This window comes from Kamptonema sp. PCC 6506, assembly GCF_000180455.1.
In the GTDB taxonomy this organism is placed as follows: domain Bacteria; phylum Cyanobacteriota; class Cyanobacteriia; order Cyanobacteriales; family Microcoleaceae; genus Kamptonema; species Kamptonema formosum.
Genome location: NZ_CACA01000056.1, coordinates 1 through 22,555, shown reverse-complemented (window position 1 = coordinate 22,555; position 22,555 = coordinate 1). Strand labels below are relative to the sequence as shown.

Here is a 22,555-nt window from a genome sequence, read left to right as displayed (position 1 = left end):
CCTGTTTTCTAAATGTGGTAACTGGTTAATCAGCCCGACGAAGTTGCGCGATGATCCTTTGATCCTGAAGAAACCCGACTTTATTCATATTCTCCTCTTGATTTAGGCGATCGACTTCTGCTTTTTCTGCCTCCATCTGCATCTGTAATGTAGTAATTTGAGTCTGAATTAATTGTCGTTGCTGTTCTAAATCTCGCCGTCGGTTAGCAATTTCTTGCTGTCGTCGTATAGTTGCTTGTTTATCCGCTAACTCCTGAATTGCCCTGGCGGTTCCAGTTAGTACCTTGTCCTGTCCTAAGTAAACATCTACCAATTCCACGCCTTGACTTGTTAATCGGAATTCTCGCACCTGGTTTGAGTGTTCCATCCCGCGAGACTTGATGACTTGCAGGATGCGATTGCGCTCGCCGTTGCTTTCAATTACCCGCACTTCTAGCCAGGTATCCATCAGCGAAGAAATCCCGATCTCTGTATTTTCCAGGGGAGTTCCGCCACTAATTAGGTTGTTCATCAACACTGTGATTTGTTGCGATTTTAAGTAGTCAATTACGCGCATAAAGAAGGCTTTAACTTGCAGAAGACTGCCAGTTAAAGTTAGGTTGCTGATCGGATCGATGATGACGGTAGTAGGCTGAAAATAGTTGATCCATCGATGAATTTGTACTAAATGTACTTCTAAACCATGAGCGGTAGGACGTAATGCTTGAATCTGTAGCAATTCCTGTTGAATATAACGCTCTAAATCCATACCGATCGATCTCATGTTACGGAGAATTTGTTGGGGGGCTTCCTCAAAGGCGAGATACAGGCACTTTTCTCCGCGCTGACAGGTGGCGGCGGCAAAAGCAGCAGCGATCGTACTTTTGCCTGTCCCAGCCATCCCCGTGATCAAAATGCTACTACCGCGAAAGTAACCCTCTCCTCCCAGCATGGCATCTAGGCGGGGGATGCCACTGGAGATGCGATCGCTAGAAACGTTATGATTTAGTCCAATGGAGGTAATTGGTAAGACAGAAATACCATTTTCTTCTATTAAGAAAGGATATTCGTTACTACCATGTTGAGAACCTCGATATTTAAAAATTTGCAGCCGCCTGGTAGAGAGTTCTTCATAAACTCGCTGATCCAAACGAATAACGCAATCAGAGACGTATTCTTCTATGCCTTGACGAGTTAGGCTATTATCACCTCGTTCACCTGTGATAATAGCAGTAACACCTTTGGTTTTGAGCCAACGAAACAAACGGCGGAGTTCTGCTCGGACAATGCCAGTATTGGATAAACCGGAAAACAAAACTTCAATCGTGTCTAGAACTATCCGTTTGGCACCAATGCTATCGATCGCATAGCCCAAGCGAATGAAGATCCCTTCTAAATCGTATTCACCAGTTTCTTGAATTTCGGAAGGATCGATATACAAACAGTCAATGCTGAGCTTTTTTTCGGCTACCAATCGATCTAAATCCCACCCCAAAGAAGTGACATTTTGAGTGAGCTCTTCTACGGTTTCTTCAAAGGATATAAATACCCCTGGTTCGCCGTATTCTGTCGCGCCACGAACTAGAAATTCCATTCCTAGCAGAGTTTTACCGCAGCCAGCAGAACCACAAACCAACGTCGGTCGTCCTTTGGGTAGTCCGCCTCCAGTAATTTCGTCTAGTCCCTGAATTCCAGTGGGACATTTGGGTAATTGGATATTGGTGGACTTGCTTGTTTTTTTCTGATTGAGTTGAGTCATTTTGGCTGATTGAATTAAGTCATCAAGTATTCTAAATCTCAAATCTAAAAATCGATCGTCAAAGGTGCTCTGGGAAAAGGAATTACATCTCTAATATTCCCCATTCCTGTCATAAACTGCACTACCCTTTCAAATCCTAAACCAAACCCTGCATGAGGCACTGTACCATAGCGCCGTAAATCTAAGTACCACCACAAATCCTCTTTATTCATTCCCTGCGCTTCGATGCGTCGTTCGAGTACATCTAATCTTTCTTCCCGCTGGGAACCGCCGATGATTTCTCCAATTTTTGGCGCTAAAACATCCATTGCCCGCACTGTTTTTTCATCGTCGCTCAAGCGCATATAAAATGCTTTAATTTCTACTGGATAGTCGGTGACGATTGTGGGCTTTTTAAACAGTTCTTCTGCTAAATAGCGCTCGTGTTCTGATTGCAAATCCAAACCCCATTTTACGGGAAATTCAAATTGCTTATCTGCTTGTTCCAAAAGCCTGACTGCTTCGGTATAAGTAATCCGCTCAAACTGATTGTTAATAATGTTTTCAGCCGTTGCCAAAACTGTCTTGTCAATCCTCTCGTTGAAAAATTCGATATCTTCCTGGCAAGTTTCCAACACATATTTAAAAATGTGTTTTAGGAAGGCTTCGGCTAAATCCATATCGCCTTCTAAGTCGCAGAATGCCATTTCTGGCTCTATCATCCAAAACTCGGCTAAATGGCGGGAAGTATTGGAATTTTCGGCTCGGAAAGTCGGGCCAAAGGTGTAGACATTCCCGAAGGCCATCGCCATAACTTCGGCTTCTAATTGGCCGCTAACTGTGAGATAAGCTGGTTTGCCAAAAAAGTCTTTGGTAAAATCAATTTGTTCTCGATCGTTGCGGGGAATATTTTTCAAATCAAAGTTAGTAACGCTGAACATTTCCCCTGCGCCTTCGCAGTCGCTAGCGGTGATAATTGGAGTGTGAACCCAGAGAAAACCGCGTTCTTGAAAAAATTGGTGGACGGCATGAGCGCAGGCGTTACGGACGCGAAATACAGCACTGTAGGTATTTGTGCGCGATCGCAAGTGCGCGATCGTCCGCAAAAATTCAAAGGAATGACGTTTTTTCTGCAATGGATAAGTTTGCGGATCTGCATCGCCGTAAACTGTCACCGCCGAGGCTTTCAATTCTATTCTTTGTCCCTTGGCTGGGGACGCAACTAATACTCCCGTGACTTCGACGGATGCACCTGTATTTAATTGCTTGACAATGTGCTCATAGTTTGGTAAATTTAGATTGATTACTACTTGTAAATTAGCCATTGCTGAGCCGTCGTTAACTTCGACAAAGGTAAATTCTTTCAATTCCCGCTTGGTGCGAACCCAACCTTGAACTGTTACATTTTCGTCAGGTTGACCATTTCGCAGAAGGACTGCAATCCGTTGTGTTGTCATATTTTTTAAGAGTGGGATCGATTGAGGTTGTATCTGTTTTATTCGATTATAAATATTATACTCCCTATAGAGTGCCTTCTAAATAGCTTCAGTGAGAATCCTTAAAAGTAGGATCGAGTGAGATAAGACATAGCCATCATCACGGTCAAAACTAATTCACCATGCAAACTTTAACATTTGACAGTATTTTAGACGCGATCTAAACCTTGTCTACTGATGAACAAACCACTCTACTTGTCATCATGTACCGGAGACTTAGCGATCGCCGTCTTACTGAAATTGCTGCTAATATTGCACAAGGAAAACAAGATTATCAATCGGGAAACGTCTTTCGAGGTAAGGTTAATGATGCGATCGCAAAGCTAAATCAACGCGATCGCCCTTGGTAATATAATAGTCAATGTCAACCTTGATATCGAAAGAAATATGAAAGGTAATAGATAATCAGCAGATGACTGTTGTCAGTATCGGCGTGCAAGGTGCTTATACTTGGGAAAGCTACGAAACTAATTTGCAAAAGTTAAAAGATTGGTTAGAACAACATCCTGAATATGAAGTTGTGGGGCCACCGCGCCGATTATTTTATAATTCGCCCATGACTCCAGAATCTATTAAAATGAGTGAAGTACAGATTGCGATCGCGCTCAATTTTCCTCAATCACCGCTAATGTGAACAACAACTTCCCGCATATTTCCTCGCTGTCGATGTTCCCATAAATAAATACCTTGCCAAGTTCCTAATACCAATCTCCCTTGTGAAATCGGAATTTGTTCCGAAGTATGAGTTAAAGTAGTACGAATATGTGCCGGCATATCGTCTGGCCCTTCGGCATCGTGAATGTAATAAGGCCCTTCTGGCACAATCTTAGCTAAAAAGTTAGCTAAATCTCGCAACACATCAGGATCGGCATTTTCTTGGATTACCAAGCTAGCAGAAGTGTGACGCAAAAATAGAGTACAAAGTCCTATTTTAACACCTGATTTAACTACTGCATCTTCTACCTTGGAAGTGATGTTACATAGAGATTTACCAGCGGTTTGAATTCTGATTAACTGTTGATAGTGAGTCATGGTTTAGTGTTGAAAATAATTAACTACAGATTGTGCAATTGTTTCAGTCCCGTATTTATCTAATTTATCCGATAAGCGTGGCGGTTGCAAAGATTGTCGCAGAAATTCCCAGTTACTCTCAAAAAAATCAGAATTTGATATAATTTGATGGTGAGCATAATTCTGAATGCCTTCTAATAACACTGGAGATTCTGCAAACCCTTCCCGCGTGAGAGAAACTATCGGTATTTCCACGCGCAAAGCTTCTGAAAAAGTGCTGTATCCTGGTTTAGAAATTAACCGCCCACATAGCGGCATAAAATCAATGGGGCGAAAGGGGATTAAAGTAGATTTTTGGGAATCCCTGTTATTAATATTTATCAAGTTTGGTAAAGCGGGTGCTTGAGGGTCAAAACTGATGAATTGCCAATCGGGAAATTGTTGTAAATTGTGGTAGGGTATTTGTTCTAAACCCAAGCCGCCGAAGGTAAGCAATACTGTTTTTTCAATAGGTGCTTTGATGCCAAATTTCTCCTTAAGTTCATCTAGATTATAGCGAGGATCGCCGCCAGTTAACCCGACATCCTCAATGTGAGGAAAAGTGCTCATTGGTTCATGTAAAGGCAGACGAAATAGGCGATCGCACTTGCTAAAACATTCGCTAATCCAATCTGCTATTTCTATAAATTCACCGCCCCAATCGCGATAGATAAAGTCCCAGCCAAAGTTACTCAGCATCCAGCAAGGAATGCCCGCCGCTTTAGCAATGGGAGCAGCTAAAGGGGGGATATCAGCAAGCACTAATCCCACGCGATTTTGCTTAATAAAATCAACTTCACTAGCTATAATTGACCGCTGTTGGGTGCGAAGTTCTTGTAATTTTTCCAGCGTAAGACCTCGATCCATATTCAAGCTATCAGATTGCACAACTCCAACATCAAAGGCACGGGGGCGGTGAATAAAATCGCCTGTGATGTAAGATTCTAACAACCATCTCGGTGCAGTTGTCACCATAATTAATAAAATATCTGGATATAATTTCTGAATTGTTCCGGCAATGGATGAGGCGCGGACAGCATGGCCGAATCCGTGATTGGTGATGGCTATATATAACGCTGGTCTAGGCATAAGATTAATCAAGCTTTATGTTTATATACTATGATATAATAGAATGGTATTTGTGTAAATAAATATATTGGGGGAGATGTAAGATGACAGTACAAATCAGTACAACGTCCACAGTTAATATTGATCCAGGTGAAATAGAGCAGATTGAAAAACTTTATACTCTCAGAAATCGATCGGAGGTGTTGAAGTTTATTGAGGAATATCCTTTTTTGATTCCAGTTTTATTGGAAGCGCCCGACGAGATTCGCTATTATTTTCCCAGCGATGCACTAATTTTAGATATGGCGATAGATCCAGAAAGCTCATCGACCGATGATGATAAACTGGTACTCTTGATTGCTACAGACATTGATGCTGATGAGTCAGTTGACAGGCTTTGGGAATTAGATAATGCTTGGTGGCTTAATGCTTCGCGGCGTTCGCAACATAAAATGTTTACCAATCTGGAGTAATGAGTTTTAATTGGTCGGAATATCTCGCTTTAGCTCAACAATTGGCTGGAAAAGCTCAGATTTCTGCTACTCAGGAATCGCGGTTACGTTCAGCTATTAGTAGAGCATACTACAGTGCTTTCATTCAAGCACGAAATCACTTGCGCGATACAATGGGTCTTTCGATTCCGCGCAAAAATACTCATGAGTACGTGATTAAGCAATTTCAGAATAGTTCTGACCCTATTCGCCAACAGATAGGTGAAGCTCTGGATCGTATCCGATATAATCGCAACCTGGCAGATTATGACGATACGGTTGCTAACTTACCAGTTATTACTAGGAGGTCTTTAAAATTGGCAGCGAAAGTTATCTCCAATTTACAAAACCTTTGATAATGAGGCAATCCTTCTTTAGACTGAGTAAAAAAGCGATTATCTCATATAAAATATACTATTTGACTAGCGATCGCGTCAACTAATTTATCAATTTCTGACTCCGTAGTAAAATAATGAACGCAAGCCCGCACGCAGTCAGGCGAGAGAATTGTCCGCACCATACAATTCTGTTGATACAAAAAATCTACTAGCCGATCGTGGGGTTTTCCATTAGTCAATTCAAAAGCAACTAAACCCGCTGCTGGCGGTGACTTCCGCAGACAATTAACGCCATCGATCTCAGATAAGCGCTCCCAAAGATACCCACTCAAACGGCAGATTTCTTGATAGCGTTCCTCAATAGTTCCCCACTGGTGATGAAGTGCGATCGCTTCCCGCAAACCTGCATATAAAGGATAGGCAGAAGTTGCCACTTCATAACGCTGCGCTCCCCCTTTCCAACCAGTAGGATTACCAGTTTTATCCATAACAATTGAACGCCAACCAATAAAACTTGGATACAAATCTGGCAAAGCCTCAGCACTTACATACAGTCCCCCCAAACCTTCTGGCCCGCACCACCATTTATGACCCGTGAAAGCATAGAAATCTACGCCAGAATTAATCAAATTCAAAGGCAATACTCCCACTGATTGAGCTGCATCTACTAACACTCTGACCATCCCATTTTTAAGAGTAGAAACAGGAGAATCATGGCAAACTTTAACGATCTCATCTAGAGGTAAAACTTGACCCGTATTCCACAAAATATGACTGATTGCTAATAGGCGAGTATTTGGTCGCAAATGTTGAGCAATAACCGCCGCCGGATCTCCCTGATTCAAAGTTGCCATTAGCGGACAAGTAGAGATTTCAATATTAAATCTGCGCTGAAGTTCCATCGCAGTTGCTACAATACCAGGGTGCTCGCAATCCGACAGCAACAGGTGATCTCCAGGCTTCCAGTCAATGCCCCAAAAAGCAATATTGCAGCCGACGGTGACATCCTCCGTTAGTGCGATCGCCTCCGCTGGGACATTTAACTCAGATGCGATCGCCGATCGTGTTGCGATCGCCTCCCCTGTCACCCAAGCATTGACCTCCCTAGAAAAAGGCCCCATTTGCTGCACGCATTCATACGATCGCTTGATAGCCTCTAAAGACATCTGGGGCAGCGGGCCCTGTCCCCCATAGTTAAAATAAGCTTTATTAGCTAAAGCTGGAAAATGCTGCCGATGAGCTGCTAATTTTGAATTTGTCATTGGTGTTATCCCTGATATTTTTGTCCAGCAGTCAGTTAACCTTAAGAATAAGCTATCCACCCAATCTAAAATTAAAAGCTAACATCCATATTATCCCCTAAATGTTGATAACAGATAAACAACTTCTTAACTACCAACGCTGCAATCGCCGAGCATTTTTAGATGCTTACGGAGATATCAACCAATTAGACCCAGCCAGCGATTTTCTGCTGAAACTGATCCGCGATAGCTTAACTTATCGCCAAACAATTGTAGAACAGCAAGCATATCATCAACCATACTATCCTCATGGAGATTGGGTAGCAGGTACAGAAGCTACTTTAAGTTTAATGCGCCAAGGCGTTGATCGCATTTATCGAGGAGTGCTTTTGCAGCATGAGAAATCGGAAAATTTATCAGAATCGATCGAAAATTCGGAATTTTCCAATATAGTAAATCCCTCATTTCTTCCTTCAAATATTGCCTTACTCAGCCGTCCCCACTTGCTAGTAAAACAGCCGGGGGATTCGGATCTTGGCGATTGGATGTATGCTCCTGCTGACATTTGGATCGCCAAGCGACCCAAACTTGACTATCAAATTGTTAGTGCTTTTCATGCTCAGGTGCTAGCGTCGGCACAGGGGGTAATGCCCGATACTGCATGGTTAATTCTGCGAGAAAAAGGGCCTTATGCGGTGAATTTGTGGCAGCGGTTGCCTCAAATGCAGGAAATCTTAAAACATTGCATTCAGATGTTTGAAGAAAAAAACGACCCAGAGATGTTTATTTCTCGTCAGAAATGCAATCTTTGCCGCTGGTATACCAGTTGTTATGGGATTGCCGAATCAAAAAAACACCTTTCTCTCTTGCCGGGAGTCACACCTGCACGTTATGCTCAACTGCAAAATCTTAATTTAACTACAGTCGAATCTCTGGCTTTAGCAAATCCTGAATTGTTAATTACTTACCGGGAATTTGAGGGCCCAATAGCAGCGCAGTTGGTGCAGCAAGCTCAATCAAAACTGCAAAATCAAGCAACGATCAGAAATTCGATCGCCGAAAATGGAAGTTCAGAAAACCTAATTCCTAATTCCCTCTTTCCAACTCCTACTTCCCCATTATCAAGACCAAATTACCCATCTAATTTTTTAACTACCACCCCAGTAGAAATATACTTCGATCTCGAAGCAGAACCAGAGCTAAATTTAGATTATCTGCAAGGTGTATTAGTAGTAGATCGGTCTAAAAACACAGAGACTTATCATGCTTTTCTAGCAGAAACACCCGCTGATGAAGGTTTAATCTGGCAGCAATTTTTAGACTTAGTTTGGAGTTATCCCATCGCTCCCATTTTTCATTTTTGCGACTACGAAATTCAAACTGTCAAGCGGTTAGCGCGATGCTACAAAACTCCAGCTTACCAGTGGCAACCAGTGCTCAAACGTTTTGTCGATATTCACAAACAGGTGACGCAAACTGTCACCTTGCCAGTAGATAGTTATGCTCTCAAACCCATTGCCCGTTGGATGGGTTTTGAGTGGCGCGACGCTAAAGCGAATGGAGCTCAGTGCGTCTGCTGGTATGATGAGTGGTTAAAAACGGGCGATCGCGCATTTCTCGATGCGATCGTCCGTTATAATGAGGATGACTGCCGCGCCACCTACCATGTTAAGGATTGGTTAGCAAGCTTTTTACAGAATATTTAATTATTTGTTAGCGATCGAGAATTAGCTTTTTTGCCTTCATAAAATCTTTAAAAAAGTTTTTATACACAAAGTTTCTTTGAGTTTATTAAAAGTTTGTAAACTTATAGTAATTTTTTATGAGTTTCAAGTGATAATAATTGCAGGAGCAGCCGCTTAGCTGCGGATTAAAAAAACACCTTTAGATTCACAATCAATTCACAATCACAATTATATATTATGAGTGAATATGTTTGCCCCTTATGTTCCTACCCTTTGCTGTCCCATGTCCGCCTCGGAAAACTTTACTGGTTGTGCAGACACTGCAATCAGGAAATGCCCTACGGTTTTAGCAACACTCTCAGCAAACATAGTTATGTAGAAGAGACATTAAAACGCTATAAACTGCTTTCGGAAAATACTCGCGATCTAATTTTATTTACTCAGCTTGATGGGAGAATTACTGAAGCGAATAATGCCGCTTTCAAGGCTTACGGTTATGAGCCTGAAGAATTGCTTTCTTTAAATATTCAGCATTTACAAGTTTCTGATAACTTGGATAGCTTTGCTGAGCAAATGGCAAAAGTAGACAAGGAAGCCATTACTTTTGAAACGGTTCACATCCGCAAAGACGGGAGCGTATTTCCCATCGAAATCACCGCCCAAAGCATAGAACTCGGCGAAGAAAAAATCATATTAAATATTATCCGCGACCTTACTGAGAGCAAACAAGTAGAAAAATTGCGAGAGCAACAGTGCGATCGAGATCGGCTAATTGGAGCGATGCAAGATCGAATTCGCCAGTCATTAAACCTGAAGGAAAATTTTAATAGCACAGTTACAGAATTGCGGGAATTTCTGCAAGCCGATAGAGTAATTATCCACCGTTTTTTTAAAGACGGGAACGGTTCAGCCGTTGCAGAGGCAGTAGGTTTGGGTTTCCCTTCCATGCTGGAATTTATTATTCACTATCCCTCTATTTTAGAAAAAAAATACCTTCAAAAGTATCAGCAAGGAGAATCTTTGGCCATTACCGATATCCGCCATGCCGGACTAGATCTGCGGCTGCTGCAATTACTAACATTTTTTAATATCAAAGCAAGGCTGGCAGTACCAATTTTGCAAAACAGTCCAGAGTCAGAATTTCCCATCTCCAATCAACTCTGGGGATTGTTAATTGTGCATCAATGTTCGACACCCCGACAGTGGCAACAATCAGAGATAGACTTGCTCAAAGGAATGGCAACTCAAATCGCGATCGCGATTCAGCAATCAGATCTAAATCAGCAGTTGCAAGTAGCGCAGGAAAAATTGCAGCAACTAACTTTATTAGATCCCGTTACCTTGGTTCCTAACCGTTCCCGCTTCGACGAATATTTTCTATCAGAGTGGCAGCGAGCAATACAGGAAAAAATACCTTTGTCTCTGATTATTTGGGAGATAGACTTTTTCAAAAAATATAATGACACCTACGGTTATCAAGCAGGCAATCGCACTCTGAAACAAATCGCCACTACAATTCGTTCTAATGTGAACCGTTTAGGTGCTTTAGTAGCTCGTTACAGCGACACAGAATTTGCAGCGATTTTACCAAATGCAGAGGCGGAAAATGCTGTACTAATTGTAGAAGAAATCCGCTTTCGGGTAAAAGCATTAGAAATCCCGCATACCAATTCTCAGATCGGTAAATACGTCACTCTCAGTTACGGAGTTGCTAGCACTATTCCTGACGCTAAATCCTCTGCTAATCAATTGATTGCGGATGCAGAACTAGCCCTTTCTCAGGCGAAAACAGCAAGGATATTGAGCTCGACCAGAAATCATAACCATGCTTTGATTCCCCAGATCCCTCTCCCTTCCCCAAATCCAGTTAGTAATCCTATACCAAGCCATCAAAAAACTAGGGGGAAAAATACAAACATAGAGTTATTAATGAGCTATGTTGCTTACTATGTCAGTCGTGGCAAAAGTGTTCTGAGTCCCATGAGCGGCCCGCTATTTTTTCGAGGATTAGTTTATGAATATTGGGGCTATCATAGTGACTTTAAGGATCTGTGGAAACAGCTACAACAGCGACGGGACTTTCGAGAGCTTTATGTGGAAGGAGATATTGATTGCTTTGGCAATTTTCTAGGAGGAAACTGTACAGTTATCCAGTGCGCCCGCTGCAATTTGCCTATTCCAGTATCGGAAGGAAGTGCCTACAATATTCCCAATTGTACTCTCTGTAATAACCCCTTAAATTCAGGGCAAATAGGGGCAGATACAAGGCAGTACAACTGGGAAAATAAATTAGAAAAAACCCGCGTAGTTGCCATTGGTACACCGCCGAACAACTCTAGAAATCTGAAAAGATTGTTTTCCGTTAATGGATTTGAAGTCACATTTTTATCTAATATAGAAGCAGTTCACTCTCAATTTTTGCCCAGTTTCGTAGACATGGTACTGATTTATGCAGAAGTTTCAGAAACACAGGGTAAAGCCTGGGCTGAAGAACTTCGCCATTACCCGCAACTTCAGGAAGTTCCAATTGTTGCCCTTAGTCCAAAAGTTAAGTTTAGCCTACCTTGGGTAGACCGGACTTTAGGAGTGGAAGATTATATTTTAGCTCCTTTAGGGGGGGAGCGCTTAGCTAATCATTTGCGGCGAGTTTGTGAGTCTCAGTCGCCCATTTCTGGAAGTGAGTTATACTGGTTTCCGTGCTAATTTGACATGATCAAAACCCTCAAGTTTCTGCCTTGGCTCTATTGTTTGTTAATAGGATTGAGTTTAACTATTGTTATGGGTTTGCCCGCCCTACCTTTGACGATCGCAGGAGTCGATTCTATCGGAGAAGCAACATTTTCGACTGGCTTAAAGTTTCAGAACACGGAATTAGGGGGACTTTCAGGCATTACTTATGATGCTAGTAAACAAGTTTATTATGCTATTTCTGATGACCGCAGTCAAAAGGCTGCTGCTCGATTTTACACTCTGAAAATTGATTTGAGTTCTGGTAAGCTGAAACCGGAGAGAGTGAAATTTGTAGGCGTGACTACACTGTTAGATGAAAATGGCAAACCTTTTGCTCCTTTGAGTCTTGATTCCGAGGGAATTGCTTTTAGTAGAGATAGTGTCTTTGTCTCTTCCGAGGGAGATACTGAGCGCAAAATTTCTCCTTTTATTAAGGCCTTTTCACTGACAGGTAAGCTATTAAAAACGCTACCAATCCCTGATAAATTTTTGCCCAATGCTAAGGGCGATGTCGGTGTCCGTAATAACTTGGCTTTGGAAAGTTTGGCGGTAACTCCCGATCGAAAATATCTGTTTACAGCTACAGAAAATGCTTTGGTTCAAGATGGCGATGTCCCTACGAGTCAAACAGGTACGCCTTGCCGGATTTTGCGCTATAATTTGGTTAGTAATCAGCCAGAAAAAGAGTTTGTATATATTACAGAACCCTTGGTTGGTGAGCCTAATCCGCCGGGAAGTTTTATTACTAATGGTTTAGTGGATTTAGTCGCGATCGCAGACGATCGCCTGCTGAGTTTAGAGCGAGCCTTTTCCCAAGCAAACGGCGTTACAATTAGGATATTTGACGTTTCTTTGGAAAAAGCGGACAATATTCAGGCGATCGACAGCCTCAAAAATCGCCTCTCCCAAGTCTCCCCTGCTCAGAAGAGGCTGCTGCTGGACTTAAAAGAACTCAATCTGAGGCTGGATAATCTGGAGGGTTTGACCTTGGGGCCCTTGCTGGCGGATGGGAGGCGATCGCTCCTCTTGGTGAGCGACAATAACTTCAACCCCCTGCAATTTACCCAGATTTTGGGGTTCGGAATAAATTTTCAGCAAACCCCTTGACAAGTTGTGGCTAGATAGGCATAATAGAAATTGTGCCTTAAAACTTTAAAACTTGGGACAGTAGTTCAATTGGTTAGAGCACCGCCCTGTCACGGCGGAAGTTGCGGGTTCGAGCCCCGTCTGTCCCGTTCAAACCAGCAGAGAGTATACCACCCCTCAATTAAGGGAGAATCTACAAAATTTGTAGAATTCTCCCATTAGTCTCCCAATGCGTAATATTTCACCTTGAAAAGATAAAGGTTGCGATCGCGCACTCATCCTCAAAACCACCGTTAGGAAGTCAATACCTACGGGCTGTTTTTATTGGTAAGACAGTTTAGCGGTAACAAATTAAAGCGATCGCATCAAATTTGAGCAACCCCTATTGAGAATGCAGCCGGTCAGCCCCCCAGCAAATACCCAAAACCCTGTCTGCGGCAGTACGGCTAACAAAGCAAGATTAGAGGGCCACATTTGCCACAGACAGAAAGAAATTGCTGTGAATATAGTTACCCAGATGATTTGTCTGGTAGTTATTTTTCCTGCCAGCACCCCCTCTTTCATTCCTTTCATGAAGAAGTACACCAGTTCCATTAGCAACACAAAATTCAGGAAGCTGACGATATTGGCGGTGTTTATTCCTTGAAGAAAAGCCATAGAATTCATAATTTTTATTAGATTTCGACAATTCTAGCAAGTTAAGCCGGAGAAGAGTAGAAGGACAGCTTTTCTGAGCCTCAGCGGGGGTGGCTACTCCGACTACGACGAAGATCCAGAGTGTTACTATTCCAAGTTTTGAGCGAGTCCAAATAGTTTTCAGCCCTCTGAGGCTCTTATGTCTGGGAGGCTGAATTTTAATGTGACACTAAACACTGATTGGACAACTCAAAACCTGAGACAATCTTGATACCCCTACCAAACATCTCAGGTTTATGGATACTTCCAACTGGCCAAAAGGCTTACCATATCCTACCTCATGGTTGCGTGGGGTCGCATTAAACGTCACCTTCTTCGGCATTATCCACCTGTTTTGGCGAAACATCGGAACCGCAAGCGACATAGAAAAATTAGCTACAGTTGCCTGGTTTTGTCAAATTCCGCTCATGGCTGGCTATCACTATGTAGCGGTGCGACTAGCCGAACAATTAGAGCGATCGCGCGCTGATTCCCCAAATACCTCCCCTACTGGATCTTGGCAACACTGGAAAGAAGGGCTAGCCGGATTTTTGGTGCTATTCCTAGCGGTAATAGTGACTAGCCCCGTTGCAGATGCGATCGCACCAATTTACTATTCAAGAAGTTACTACCGCTACTCTGTATATATAGAAGACAAAGCACTCCTCATCTATGGCATCTTAAGCACGATCGCTTCTGCCTATCTCTACTACTGGAAAATACCCAGCCGATTCAACTCTCTTATAGTATTCTGCTGGCCATTAATTAATACCTACCTCAAAACGCAACAGCTTCTTTACATCCCCCTAATTAGCTGCTTTCCTGTTGCAGCAATCAGCATAGTAGTCGCAGTATTAGCTAGCAAATTAAATTTATCAGAGGTATTCTTAGGTTTAGGAGTTTTCCTAGTAGTAATTATGTGGTTTTTTGCTACAGTCACAGCTTTTGCTGCCATCCACTACTACGGAGCACACTGGGCAAACTGGATAGCAAGCTGGTGGCCTGAAAGCTTTCCAGGATACAACAACCTTCAGCAAAAGAAAACCCAAAAACACAATGCCTCAGTTAGCAAAAGTTTTATTCATCACGAAACCAGTTGGAAATTAGCAGCCCACGATTTTACTGTAATAATTTATACCAATGTGCTATCAGGCATTGCCAGCATACCAATTTACATCGCGATCCTTAACGAGCTGTCGAGTGAAGCATCGCAGGGAAAACCGACTGAAACCTCAGAAGCTTTAAGTGGAACTTTGTACTTGGTTTGGACAACAATCGCCATGATTTTGTGGCATTTTTGGGGGCGCAAACAGGCAGCTAAAATTATGGCGGCAACCAAAGCTAAGGCTACAAAAGGCAAAGCTAAAACTACTAAAAAAGCTAAAAAAACCAAAGCTCAAACACCCGCTGACCCGATCGAAGTTGAACTTAACCAAATAAAGGGAGAACTGGGCGCGACTGTAATGCGACCAGTCAGAAAAACCGCAACCTCCCAGCAAGTTTTATGGGAAGTTTTTCGCAGTGGCCCCGTTGGCCCTTATACTAAAGAGCAGTTGCGATCGCAACAGAAAATCACGGCTAAAACCAACGTGCGCCGAGTCGGAGAAAATGATTGGACAAGAGCCGGCGAAATTCCAGAGCTAGCAGATTTTCTCTCATCCAAATCCTAACGCTTAATGAGTGTCATCAAGGCGCGATCGCTTGGGGACTGATACAGTTTTGGAAATTCTGGGGCGGATCTAAAACAGTAAAATGCTTAATCTGCCTAGACTATATCGAAACATAGGGTAAGCGATCGCACTCTTGAGGAGCAAACCACACTTATCGCTATTCCCCTCAAAACCGGGCTCAATCTATTACCCAATCCCTAGAGTTTTCCACAGAAGGCTTACTAGAGTTGGAGCATAAAAGTATTTTGCAACGAGTTGTGCAAAATTTTGCCACGATGCCTGGTGTGGTGGAAATTGCGATTGTCGATCCATCTGGAATAGGGATCGCTCGCAGTCCTCAGAATGGGACTAATCAGCCATATACTTTTATCTACCCACAACTTGCCCAAGCGATCGATCGGGCAGCAACTACAGGCGTTGAAGTCAGCCAGGATATCATTGTGGACAACAAGCCTGCGATCGCGCAAATTCTACCTTTTAGCAGTACCTTGTTTGGCGCATCCCAGCGACGGGGAGTAGCGATCGCGCTACTTCTTCAGAAGAATGTATTGCAACCATTACAGGACTTGAACGAAGCAGTTGCACCAAACCAAAGAAACCGGGTTTCGACTTTCGCTCAACCAGCAGTTTTTTTACGAAAATACTTCGTTCTTACCCACAGATTCTCTCAAAAACCCGGTTTCTGGGACTCCCTGCGTAAGTCATATTAGCATTACCCGATGGAGATTGTACCATAAATTTTGTTAACAGTTAACAGTTAACCGTTAACCATTAACAAAATTATTTAATCGCTATTTCAGGAACCTTTACTGAAGGAACAGAAGCTAAAAACTCAGCCACCTGCGCCTCAATTTGATCGCGCACAATCTGACGATACTCCAAGAAATGCTCAATCTGAGCGCATACCGCTAAATAGCTACTTACACCACCAGGATTATGATAAAACATACTCAACAAATTGCGCCAAAATTGCCAGCGAGTGCTGCGTACAACACCCTGTCGCCAGCAAATTGTTAGTAAAGCTCGAATAGTCACCCAATTAACTTTCTTACCCGCACCTTTACCTTTTTTAGGATAAGTTGCCTCCCCCAAAATGCGATAATGACGATAAGTCCGATCTAAAAATCTAGATGGTTCATACAATTCCCAAAAAGCCTCAATATACTCATGGGCAATATCTTCAAGGGGTCGCGTCGGCACAAAATTCATTAAAGTAGTCTGATTAATATTAGCCCCTTCCTTCCGTAGCCGTCCTTCCTTCACTAACCGATGCCAGAGTGCTGTATCAGGCAAGGCTTGCAGCATACTAAACAACGCCGTTGGAATTGATGTTTGCTCCACAAACTTGACAATTCGCGCACCTGCACCCGCCTTTTCACCATCAAATCCGATGATAAATCCTGCCATTACTCTCAACCCTGTCCGAGTAATTTTATTCACCGCTTCACTCAGGGAATCTCGTGTATTTTGGTACTTCTGAGTCAGAGTCAAACTCTCTTCATCGGGAGTTTCAATTCCTAAAAATACTGCCCCAAAATTACAGGCTACCATCGCATCCATCAGTTCTTGATCGTTAGCCAAATCCACCGAAGCTTCCGTCGCAAAGGAAAATGGATATTGATGTGCTACCATCCAAGGTTGCAGCTCTTTCAGAAATAACTTAACATTGCGTTTATTGCCGATGAAATTGTCATCCACCATGAAAATACTACGCCGCCAACCTAACTCATAAAGGCGATTCAATTCTGCTAAAATTTGCTCAGGCGTTTTAGTCCGAGGTTTACGACCATAGAGTACAATAATGTCACAAAACTCGCACTGGAAAGGACAACCCCGTGAGAATTGAACCGACATCTCCGCGTAGGCATCAAATTCTAGTAACTCGAACCGGGGAATAGGAGTAGTAGTAACATCTGGTCTTTCACCACCAGCACGGAAAATACCAGAAGTAACTCCCTGAGCGATCGCATTCACAAATAATGGTAAAGTGATTTCGCCTTCATCTAAAATTAAATAATCTGCACCCGCGCCTGTGGCTTCATCAGGTAAAGCTGTCGGATAAGGGCCACCCACAGCAACCCGCTTATTCCTGCGTTTTGCTTCCTGAATCTGATTGAGTAAATCCTCTTTTTGGACAATCATCGCCGAGAGAATTACCAAATCAGTCCACTCCCATTCTGCCTCTGTCACCTCGCGCACGTTACGATCGACTAACTTAAATTGCCATTCCTGTGGTAAAATTGCCGCCACTGTTACTAAACCGAGGGGTGGTAACATTGCCTTTCGATTTAGCAAAGCTAGGGTTTTCTCAAATGACCAGAAACTTTTAGGGAAGAGGGGATACAGAAGTAAAACATTCATTCAAGATTACCTAAGAAGGAAGAAGGAAGAAGGAAGAAGGAAGAAGGCATTGATATTTAGTAGGACTTACAAATGCTTTATGTAACGCCGCCATCTTGACGGTAAATAAACCGCCAAGATAGGGGCGTTACGATAGTTTTACCTAAGTCCTGAATTAACAGTTAACAGTTAACAGTTAACTAAAAAGTGTAATTACTGGAATTAAAATTACTAGCAGTGATATTTTTCAACTTCACCAGTACCGTAAAATCATTCGCAGTATTAGCACCATCCGAGTCAATTTGCAATTCTGCATCAGAACCAACTTGAACCAACCGCAGAAACTTATCATCAATAGGATTAGAACCCGTATAGCTGAGTTTATTAAATACCGACTGTAAATTCAACACATCCCCACCATCGCCAGCCGCAAAATCGAGGATTGTATCGCCATTATCACTTAAATCGGAGAAAATAAAAACATCCCTGCCTTCTCCGCCCTGCAACTGATCGTTACCAGCACCCCCAATCAAAGTATCATTACCAGAATCCCCATTAAGCGTATCCGCTCCAAGCCCCCCATAAATCGTATCATCACCTTCACGGCCGCAGAGTTCATCATCGCCGGCCTCACCACTGAGGTAATCATCCCCCAAATCACCGCAGACAAAATCGTTACCCTCCCCGGCAAAAACAAAATCATTATCCTTCCCTGCGAACACGCTATCCTCACCTTCCCAGCCAGAAATCGTATCACCTCCTTGATTACCGTACAAACTATCATTACCATCGTTGCCGTAAATCAAGTCATCCCCTTCATTACCATAAACACTGTCATTACCACTGTTGCCGTAAAGGGTATCATTCTCCGTCCCTCCAAACAGAGTATCGCCGTCTACTCCGCCATCCAGAATATCAGCGCCTTCCCCGCCCCAAACTAAATCCCTGTCGCCACCCGCAAGCAGAGTATCTCTGTCTTTACCACCAAACAGACTATCATTGCCACTGGTGGCATCCAAAATATCATCGCCTTGATAGCCTAATAGCGAATCGTCACCGCCTGCACCGATCAAAATGTCATTTCCGTCATTTCCAGCTAGAGTATCGCCAATGCTCGTGCCAAAGGTAGCATTATCTGTCGGGTAGTTAAAAATGAAACTGGAACCGCCGTCAAAGGTGAGAGGTGTGAGGATCGGATTGTCTGGGCGGGTGTTATTACTAACATTGGGAGTGTTATTTATAGGTATAGGTGTAGGTGAGGCACTAGGAATTGGTGCTGGACTTTCAGAGGGTAAAACTGGAATTGCTGCTGTAATATCGTCAATTACCGTCACCTTAGTTCTGCCATCCGTGTAACCTGTTGCCGCAGCGGTTAAATCTACTGTTTTCCAAGTAGTATCAGTAATCTGATCGTTGACAGCATTAAGGTTAAAATCTACGGCAGATTGACCAGTACCGATAGTCAATTGTGTTGTACCCAATCCGTTAAAATTAGCTTCTAAGGGGTCGCTGACAGTAAGAGTTACATTAACGGAATTGTCTGTTTCTCCTGTTCGAGTAACTCTTCCCCTCAATGTACCTGGGGGTACGATATCTGGAAAGGCCGAGGGAGAAATAGTTAAAGTGATGTTAGTACCAAAACTGAAGCGACTTAAAACGGGTTCTCTTAATAGGAAATTATCAATTTCTGGCTCGGTAAACTCGGCGTTAGCGTGAACGATATCGATTTCTGGAGCAGTTTTATCCCGCAGATTTTGGCTGATTAAAATTTGGTCGAGAGGTTGAGAGTTGCCATCAATAATTGCGGTGTAACGAGCGGCAGGCAAGTTGATATTTTGAACTAAATTGGTAAGAACCGCAGTTCCTTCTCCTTCTGGTTGACCTTTTAAAACATTTAAAGCTTCGGAGGTTGGGAAGTCGTTAAAACTGCCTAAAACAATGATATTAGCATTGGCATCTTTGGCAAGGATGCTATCTACAAAATTATTGACAGTTGCGGCTTGCTCAATTCGTTTGGCTCCTGAAAGCCTTGCTGGTGGCTGATTAGGGCTAAATAATGGCTCGTCTTCTGCTTGGGAAATAAAATCATTATTAACTAAGAAAATTTTCTGGCTGTTGAACTCAAATAGTCCGGCAAGAGATTTAGACTGATTGTTAAAAGCGCTGTTTGTGGGGTCAATGCGGCCGGGATTGAGGGAAACAGTGGTGCCGCTATTAACTTCAATAGCATTGTCGGCACTGCCTGCGGTACCTGCGACAAAGGTAACGCGGTTGGGATTGAAGAGGAAAGCGGAACGGTTGTTGAGAGGGCCGCCGTCTTGGTTGTTATTGGGGTTAATTTGCTGATATTCGTAAGTACCACCTCCTGCTGCTGCGATCGCATCAATCAAAGCCTGATAAGTCTCTTTAGCATCTACTATGCCATCATCTTGTTGGCCGCTATTGTCGGATACATCCTGAAGGGCAATAATATCAGGTGCTTGGAGGTTATTAGCGATGATAGTGGCGAGGCGGCTAACTAGCTTCTCGGAACTGGGGTCAAGATTGCTGGCGTTGAATGTAGCTACCGTTAACTGGCTATCGCTGCCTTTGAGGGCCGTTGTTTCGCGTGTAATGGGACTGGGTTGTAGGGGTTTTTCTGGAGGATTTAAGTCGGAAGTATTTAGCAGTTCGTAGTTGCGATCGCGATAGTCGATTATCCCTGTTATACTTCCCAATTGCGCCGCTACATTAACATCAGGATTGCTTAAAGAGGTATTAGTACCCTTAAATAGCGTATTGTCTACCTCAATCCGTTCTGGATTATAGTCAACATTAGTGCCAGAACTAACAATAGAAATACCCCCGCGCGGACTACGGCCAGTAGCGTTGGCCCCGTTATCCCCCAATATCCAAATTTCGCCCTCGCTGTTGCTGGGACTAACTGCTACGGCATTATTGACCTGTACCAGCATCCCTTCCAGGCTTTCGTAGAAGTCCATCCCTTCGCTGTTAGGGTTGAACAATTCGGTACTGGTTTCGATGTTACCAACAGCGCTTTTAATGGTTGTCGTTGGCGGAATCCGGCCGCCATTGCCGATGATTGTAGGGGCAGGTAAGGGGTTGCCTGTTGATACTGTGGTATAAGACGGACTGACAATCTGGGTGACAGTGAGATTTTGGGGGTCGTTATTGGGTCGGATTTCCTTGACAGTACCCGTAACGATCGCTGAATCGCCTGGTTTTAGGCTAGGAGTGGAACCCGTGAAGATAAAAATACCGTCGGATGTGGCGGTGTCTCCGTCCCCAGAGGCATCTTGCAGATAAAATCCGCCATTTTCCTCACCCGTTACTGTAGCTGTATTTGGCGCTACAGCCGTAACAATCCCCGGAACTGTTGATAAAAGCTGGTTTTCCAAGGGGGAACGATGGGCTTTCCCTTGAATGTCGTAAATCCGTTGGGGTTCCCGTGCTAACGTGGTGTGGGTTCCCAGGTTACTGACGTTGGTGGCCGAGTATGCGTCCCATTGCAGGCTAGGGTCAAAGGTTTGTTGGGGGTTGGTAGAACCTGCGATAACGCTGGCTTTACGCCGCAAATTGCTATCCTGAGTGCTAATGTTCCCGCTAGTCCAAGCTGTACCGGGATCGAAACCGACTTGACCGATCGCATCAATTACATTACTAGCTTTTCGCAGTACGATCGCGTCGTTGCCATTAAAGGATAGTTGAGTATTGGTTTGATTGCCTTTGTCTAAAATGATGGTATCAGCACCCAAGTCTGTCACAACAAAGGTTTTACCTGCTGCGATCGTGCCACTGAGGTTGATTGTTGTTGTAGGAGAAGTGCTACCATCTGCATAGATTTCTATAGCGTAGCCAGCCGATGATAGGTCAACTGTAGACTCAGTGCTGTTGTATATTTCTAGCGCTTGGTTGCTGTTGCTACCTTCGATATACTCTGAAAAAAATAAATCTGCCATTGATGCCCCTTTAGTATCTTTGTATTTGTGTTTATTGAGATGGGAAAAGGGCTGATTCCTGTTTGGAATCTCGATCTCCAATTGATGAATTGGTAAAGCCGCCCTGATTAAGTAAGAAGATGTAAAACTTTAGGTTATGGTTCTAAAGAATAAGAAAAGTCTCAATTTGTCAAGTAAATACAAAGTTTGTAGACTTTTCTGTACTACAGATTACCCAAAGATTGACCTTTTGTTAACAGAGGAAAAATAATTTGTACCTTAATTAAAATCTCTACTCTCAGAAATTAAATAAATACTCAATATTGCACTTGACAAATTTCAGTAGAGCTGATAATGGGAAATAAGATTGGTAGGCCGCAGACAACAGTGATTCTGGCAATGAGTGCTGATGGTAAAATTGCCGATAAGATGCGATCGCCTGCAAGGTTCGGTTCCCCCCAAGACAAAGCTCATTTAGAAAAACAAATCGCGATCGCAGATGGGGTATTATTTGGCAGCAACACTCTCCGCGCCTACGGGACAACCATGAGAGTATCTGTGCCAGAGTTGTTGAAAATGAGGGCAGAACAAGGAAAAGAGTTACAACCGATACAGATAGTTTGTTCGCGATCGCGCCATTTTGACCCTAATTTGCAATTTTTTCAGCAACCCGTACCCCGCTGGCTATTAACAGCGGCAATAAATGATGAGAATCAAGAATTAATGCCCAACTTCGATCGAATTTTAGTTGCATCAATGCCTAATGGAAATATTGACTGGGTTGCAGCTTTTCAACAGTTAGCTAATCTCGGTTTGCAGCGTTTGGCAATCTTGGGAGGTGGGAACTTAGTAGCTTCTTTACTTACTGATAATTTAATTGATGAATTTTGGTTGACGATTTGCCCGCTAATTTTAGGTGGTGCGGATGCGCCGACACCAGTTGAAGGAGAGGGGTTTTTAGCAAATTTAGCACCAAAACTGCAACTTTTAGAAGTTCAGCAGGTTGACCAAGAAGTATTTCTACATTATC

18 protein-coding genes and 1 tRNA gene are annotated in these 22,555 nt (G+C 43.1%); 11 read left to right on the top strand and 8 right to left on the bottom strand.

Annotation, left to right across the window (positions count from 1 at the left end; genetic code table 11):
• Positions 1-25 precede the first annotated feature (25 nt).
• Together kaiC and asnS are read right to left on the bottom strand one after the other, a co-directional pair.
• Complete coding sequence (gene kaiC, locus OSCI_RS02945; protein WP_007353369.1) at positions 26-1,738, bottom strand: circadian clock protein KaiC; 1,713 nt, start codon at positions 1,736-1,738, stop codon at positions 26-28.
• 44 nt (positions 1,739-1,782) lie between these two features.
• The gene (gene asnS, locus OSCI_RS02940) at positions 1,783-3,174 is read right to left on the bottom strand and encodes an asparagine--tRNA ligase (RefSeq protein ID WP_007353368.1); all 1,392 of its coding nucleotides are present in this window, start codon (positions 3,172-3,174) and stop codon (positions 1,783-1,785) included.
• Positions 3,175-3,380: 206 nt separating this feature from the next.
• Here asnS and OSCI_RS29540 point away from each other — a divergent pair, with 206 nt between their 5' ends.
• Together OSCI_RS29540 and OSCI_RS02935 are read left to right on the top strand one after the other, a co-directional pair.
• Complete coding sequence (locus tag OSCI_RS29540) at positions 3,381-3,563, top strand: hypothetical protein (RefSeq protein ID WP_148288862.1); 183 nt, start codon at positions 3,381-3,383, stop codon at positions 3,561-3,563.
• 62 nt (positions 3,564-3,625) lie between these two features.
• Complete coding sequence (locus tag OSCI_RS02935) at positions 3,626-3,847, top strand: hypothetical protein (protein WP_007353366.1); 222 nt, start codon at positions 3,626-3,628, stop codon at positions 3,845-3,847.
• Here the strand turns inward: OSCI_RS02935 and OSCI_RS02930 are convergent.
• Both OSCI_RS02930 and OSCI_RS02925 read right to left on the bottom strand, forming a co-directional pair.
• Positions 3,829-4,245, bottom strand: coding sequence for a secondary thiamine-phosphate synthase enzyme YjbQ (locus OSCI_RS02930; RefSeq protein ID WP_007353365.1), 417 nt, complete (start codon positions 4,243-4,245; stop codon positions 3,829-3,831). The genes OSCI_RS02935 and OSCI_RS02930 overlap by 19 nt on opposite strands.
• 3 nt (positions 4,246-4,248) lie before the next feature.
• A complete protein-coding gene (locus tag OSCI_RS02925) occupies positions 4,249-5,352 on the bottom strand; it encodes a hypothetical protein (RefSeq protein ID WP_007353364.1) in 1,104 nt (367 codons plus the stop codon).
• Between the two features lie 83 nt (positions 5,353-5,435).
• On the opposite strand from OSCI_RS02925, the gene OSCI_RS02920 reads away from it, so the two are divergent.
• Both OSCI_RS02920 and OSCI_RS02915 read left to right on the top strand, forming a co-directional pair.
• Positions 5,436-5,804 (top strand): hypothetical protein, encoded by a 369-nt coding sequence (locus OSCI_RS02920; RefSeq protein ID WP_007353363.1) that lies wholly within the window; start codon positions 5,436-5,438, stop codon positions 5,802-5,804.
• Positions 5,804-6,178 (top strand): hypothetical protein, encoded by a 375-nt coding sequence (locus tag OSCI_RS02915; RefSeq protein ID WP_007353362.1) that lies wholly within the window; start codon positions 5,804-5,806, stop codon positions 6,176-6,178. The genes OSCI_RS02920 and OSCI_RS02915 overlap by 1 nt, the downstream gene beginning before the upstream one ends.
• Before the next feature lie 44 nt (positions 6,179-6,222).
• Here the strand turns inward: OSCI_RS02915 and OSCI_RS02910 are convergent, their stop codons facing one another.
• Complete coding sequence (locus OSCI_RS02910; RefSeq protein WP_007353361.1) at positions 6,223-7,422, bottom strand: aminotransferase class V-fold PLP-dependent enzyme; 1,200 nt, start codon at positions 7,420-7,422, stop codon at positions 6,223-6,225.
• Positions 7,423-7,523: 101 nt separating this feature from the next.
• Here OSCI_RS02910 and OSCI_RS02905 point away from each other — a divergent pair, with 101 nt between their 5' ends.
• The 4 genes from OSCI_RS02905 to OSCI_RS02890 all read left to right on the top strand — a co-directional run bounded on the left by OSCI_RS02905 (position 7,524) and on the right by OSCI_RS02890 (position 13,051).
• Positions 7,524-9,107, top strand: coding sequence for a TM0106 family RecB-like putative nuclease (locus OSCI_RS02905; protein ID WP_007353360.1), 1,584 nt, complete (start codon positions 7,524-7,526; stop codon positions 9,105-9,107).
• 216 nt (positions 9,108-9,323) lie between these two features.
• Positions 9,324-11,789, top strand: coding sequence for a diguanylate cyclase domain-containing protein (locus tag OSCI_RS02900; protein WP_234708697.1), 2,466 nt, complete (start codon positions 9,324-9,326; stop codon positions 11,787-11,789).
• 6 nt (positions 11,790-11,795) lie between these two features.
• On the top strand, positions 11,796-12,923 hold the full coding sequence (locus OSCI_RS02895) for an esterase-like activity of phytase family protein (protein WP_019487287.1): 1,128 nt from the start codon (positions 11,796-11,798) through the stop codon (positions 12,921-12,923).
• 54 nt (positions 12,924-12,977) lie between these two features.
• Positions 12,978-13,051 (top strand) — tRNA-Asp (locus OSCI_RS02890).
• A gap of 202 nt (positions 13,052-13,253) precedes the next feature.
• On the opposite strand, the gene OSCI_RS02885 is transcribed toward OSCI_RS02890, so the two are convergent.
• A complete protein-coding gene (locus tag OSCI_RS02885; RefSeq protein WP_026103724.1) occupies positions 13,254-13,559 on the bottom strand; it encodes a hypothetical protein in 306 nt (101 codons plus the stop codon).
• 275 nt (positions 13,560-13,834) lie between these two features.
• On the opposite strand from OSCI_RS02885, the gene OSCI_RS02880 reads away from it, so the two are divergent.
• Both OSCI_RS02880 and OSCI_RS02875 read left to right on the top strand, forming a co-directional pair.
• Entirely contained in the window at positions 13,835-15,247 is a 1,413-nt protein-coding gene (locus OSCI_RS02880; RefSeq protein ID WP_007353357.1) for a DUF4339 domain-containing protein, read from the top strand.
• Positions 15,248-15,492: 245 nt separating this feature from the next.
• Positions 15,493-15,957 (top strand): hypothetical protein, encoded by a 465-nt coding sequence (locus tag OSCI_RS02875; protein WP_193387010.1) that lies wholly within the window; start codon positions 15,493-15,495, stop codon positions 15,955-15,957.
• Positions 15,958-16,027: 70 nt separating this feature from the next.
• On the opposite strand, the gene OSCI_RS02870 is transcribed toward OSCI_RS02875, so the two are convergent.
• Together OSCI_RS02870 and OSCI_RS02865 are read right to left on the bottom strand one after the other, a co-directional pair.
• Positions 16,028-17,608 (bottom strand): B12-binding domain-containing radical SAM protein, encoded by a 1,581-nt coding sequence (locus OSCI_RS02870; protein ID WP_019487284.1) that lies wholly within the window; start codon positions 17,606-17,608, stop codon positions 16,028-16,030.
• A 179-nt stretch (positions 17,609-17,787) separates the two neighbouring features.
• Entirely contained in the window at positions 17,788-21,546 is a 3,759-nt protein-coding gene (locus tag OSCI_RS02865) for a lamin tail domain-containing protein (RefSeq protein ID WP_007353354.1), read from the bottom strand.
• Positions 21,547-21,879: 333 nt separating this feature from the next.
• On the opposite strand from OSCI_RS02865, the gene OSCI_RS02860 reads away from it, so the two are divergent.
• On the top strand, positions 21,880-22,555 hold a 676-nt coding region (locus tag OSCI_RS02860; RefSeq protein WP_039961639.1), incomplete at its 3' end, for a RibD family protein.

What these genes read in the sequence shown, in the direction of transcription:
- OSCI_RS02905 (WP_007353360.1), top strand. Translation starts at nt 7,524, where the DNA reads ATGTTGATAACAGATAAACAACTTCTTAACTACCAACGCTGCAATCGC.
- OSCI_RS02900 (WP_234708697.1), top strand. Translation starts at nt 9,324, where the DNA reads ATGAGTGAATATGTTTGCCCCTTATGTTCCTACCCTTTGCTGTCCCAT.
- OSCI_RS02870 (WP_019487284.1), bottom strand. Translation starts at nt 17,608, where the DNA reads ATGAATGTTTTACTTCTGTATCCCCTCTTCCCTAAAAGTTTCTGGTCA.
- OSCI_RS02880 (WP_007353357.1), top strand. Translation starts at nt 13,835, where the DNA reads ATGGATACTTCCAACTGGCCAAAAGGCTTACCATATCCTACCTCATGG.
- OSCI_RS02910 (WP_007353361.1), bottom strand. Translation starts at nt 7,422, where the DNA reads ATGACAAATTCAAAATTAGCAGCTCATCGGCAGCATTTTCCAGCTTTA.
- asnS (WP_007353368.1), bottom strand. Translation starts at nt 3,174, where the DNA reads ATGACAACACAACGGATTGCAGTCCTTCTGCGAAATGGTCAACCTGAC.
- OSCI_RS02935 (WP_007353366.1), top strand. Translation starts at nt 3,626, where the DNA reads ATGACTGTTGTCAGTATCGGCGTGCAAGGTGCTTATACTTGGGAAAGC.
- OSCI_RS02865 (WP_007353354.1), bottom strand. Translation starts at nt 21,546, where the DNA reads ATGGCAGATTTATTTTTTTCAGAGTATATCGAAGGTAGCAACAGCAAC.
- kaiC (WP_007353369.1), bottom strand. Translation starts at nt 1,738, where the DNA reads ATGACTCAACTCAATCAGAAAAAAACAAGCAAGTCCACCAATATCCAA.
- OSCI_RS02925 (WP_007353364.1), bottom strand. Translation starts at nt 5,352, where the DNA reads ATGCCTAGACCAGCGTTATATATAGCCATCACCAATCACGGATTCGGC.
- OSCI_RS02930 (WP_007353365.1), bottom strand. Translation starts at nt 4,245, where the DNA reads ATGACTCACTATCAACAGTTAATCAGAATTCAAACCGCTGGTAAATCT.
- OSCI_RS02915 (WP_007353362.1), top strand. Translation starts at nt 5,804, where the DNA reads ATGAGTTTTAATTGGTCGGAATATCTCGCTTTAGCTCAACAATTGGCT.
- OSCI_RS02895 (WP_019487287.1), top strand. Translation starts at nt 11,796, where the DNA reads ATGATCAAAACCCTCAAGTTTCTGCCTTGGCTCTATTGTTTGTTAATA.
- OSCI_RS02885 (WP_026103724.1), bottom strand. Translation starts at nt 13,559, where the DNA reads ATGGCTTTTCTTCAAGGAATAAACACCGCCAATATCGTCAGCTTCCTG.
- OSCI_RS02920 (WP_007353363.1), top strand. Translation starts at nt 5,436, where the DNA reads ATGACAGTACAAATCAGTACAACGTCCACAGTTAATATTGATCCAGGT.